Annotated in this window: 1 pseudogene; it reads left to right on the top strand. The window is 59.6% G+C overall.

Going from position 1 to position 2,397, the window contains the following annotated elements:
- A pseudogene (locus I5W_RS32225) lies at positions 1–2,397 on the top strand (hypothetical protein); the annotation flags it as partial.

The following is a 2,397-nucleotide window of genomic DNA, read 5'->3' as shown; positions in this document are numbered from 1 at the left end:
TCGTCAGCGCGTCATACAGCAGGCCAACGCCGGCGAGCCTGATCCTGCACACCCCGGCCAGACTATTGCACCCACTGAGATCACTTGGGCCGAATGGGCCAAGATCGGCCTGAACACCACCGTCCCCGCCGACGGCTCGATGGAATTCGACGCCGGCGCGCTGACCACCTTCATGCTGGCCATCCGCAACAAGACCAGCATCGAGGTTGATACCGTGGCCGAACTGCGCACGCTGGCCAGCGACACGCTCAAGGCGCTCAAGAAGATCAAGGACTACGCCGAGAACTTCAACGCCGACACCCTGGCCAATCCGGCTGATCCCATCCAATTGGGCAAACAGCCGACGCTGGAAGATTTCGTCAAGATCGGCCTCACCGGTATGAACGAATTCACCAGCAAGGCGCCCGGCCACGCCGACAAGTCGGAATTGCTGTATGCGCTACTCTCCAGCCTGGCCACGGACGCCATCAAAGGCAGCAAGGCCGACAGCGCCGCCTCGCTTCAGAAGATCGTCGACAGCTTCAGCAAGGTGCTGGCGCTGGCCGATGGCGGCGTCGCAGCGGCCGCAGTCCGGCCTGAAGCGCAGGACTATGAGAACATCGGCAGCACACTGGGCCGCGTCAATGCAGCAGACAATGCCAACAAGGCCCATTACCTGTCGCTGCTGAACTCGGTGATCGACAAGAAGGCCATCGACCAAGCCGATACGCCCGCCGAGATCAATGCGCTGGCCAGCAAGGTCGCCAAGCTGCTCGACTATGTGGGCAGCAAAGAAGCCAACCCGCAGCCCTCGGCGCCTGAACTGGCCGACCTGACCGGTCCGAACGGCCTGGGCATCACCGGCTTGGTAGCAGCCAATCTGCCGGCCGTGCTCTCCAAACTGCAAGCCATGCAGGCCAGTGAGCTGAGCAGCATCAACTCTCTCGGAGGGCTGCAAGGTGTGGTCAGCAGTGCGGTTAGCGCCATGGAGAAGGTGCGAGAATGGGCTGACAGCGGCAGCTATGACGTCACCAACGGCTCTTCGTACCCGACCATTAACGACTACAAGGCCATTGGCATCACCATCCCCGACAAGTATGCGATCCAGACCACCCAGGCTGGCCAGTATGCCAATAGCAAACACGGTGAGCTGAACGGTCTGAATACCTCTCTGGCATCGCCAGAGATCAAGCGTGGCGATGTCACCATCGCGCGCATCAATGCCATCATTGACGTCTATACAAAGAAGTTGATGCCGATGAGCGATAGTTCATCCGCCGAGTTCAAGCAAACCGCCACCGACAAGCTACCTACCGCCGACGATTACCGCACCATCGGCATAAACGTCGTGAACCGCGGTCTCGATGATGCTTCCACGTTGCGCCTGTTCAATGACTGGGTCGATCATCAAGTGGCATCGAATCTTGCCGGCCCAGTTGCACACTTCCCGAATCTGGACCAGGCCGCCACCATCTCCAAAAAAATAACAGCATTGGCAAATCAGACGGCGGGAGATACGATTGCCGCCGCCAATGCAATAGGCAAGGCGGAATGGGACCAGTTCGTCGGCACCAGTACCCTCGACAATAGCCAGCCAGAAAAACTGGCGGTGATCCACTTCGCCTTGCAATCCAAGGAAGCCAAGGACTATGTCTCCAGGGAATCGCTGGTCACATTGATGACTGCTGCTGTCGATGCCTTCGATAAGCTGCTCAACATGGACAGCCAATCCTCGACCTCGCTCACGCTCCAGCAATACCAAGCCATGGGCTTCACCGGCATCCGCGACACCGGCGACGATGCCAATCTCGAAGCAATCAACAGCGTAGTGCGCTCGGCCGCGATCAGCATCAAGCGTATTGGCAACACTGGCAGCAGCACCGACCTGTCCGCCATGACCGAGCTGCAAGGCCGTGTGAACAGTTACAACAAGCTCTTTGCCCAGGCCAACGGTACGGCGGACGATACGCCAGTGGCCGACTACGCCCTGCTGACGGATTATGAAAATATCGGCATCACCACCACTGGCCTGACAGCGCTTGCAGAGAACGCCCGCGGCAATGCACTCAAGCTGCTGAACTCGCTGCTGGACCGGCTGCGTCCGGGCGACATCGACACCCCGGCCAAGATCCAGGACTATGTGGCCGTGGTGCAGAAAATCGCCAACACCGTCAAGGGTACCGGGGGCGAAACCCTCACCGACGCAGACCTCACCAAGATCGGCATCAACGGCGCCAACACGACCAACATCGCCCAGATCAGGCAAGTGCTGGCCGCTCTGACCGACGATGGCAGCGCCAGCGACACCTGGAAGAAGGTCAATGACGCTGTCTTCAGCGTGACGATAGCGCCCACCCTCAATGTGGTGGCCGGCGACGACACCATCAACAAGGCCGAATACGATGGCGCCTCACCTCA

Origin of the sequence: Herbaspirillum sp. B65 (assembly GCF_000333555.1) — a bacterium.
In the GTDB taxonomy this organism is placed as follows: Bacteria; Pseudomonadota; Gammaproteobacteria; order Burkholderiales; family Burkholderiaceae_D; genus Herbaspirillum; species Herbaspirillum rubrisubalbicans.
Note: the sequence above shows the minus strand (reverse complement) of the source record. Positions and strands in the feature narration are given on the sequence as shown.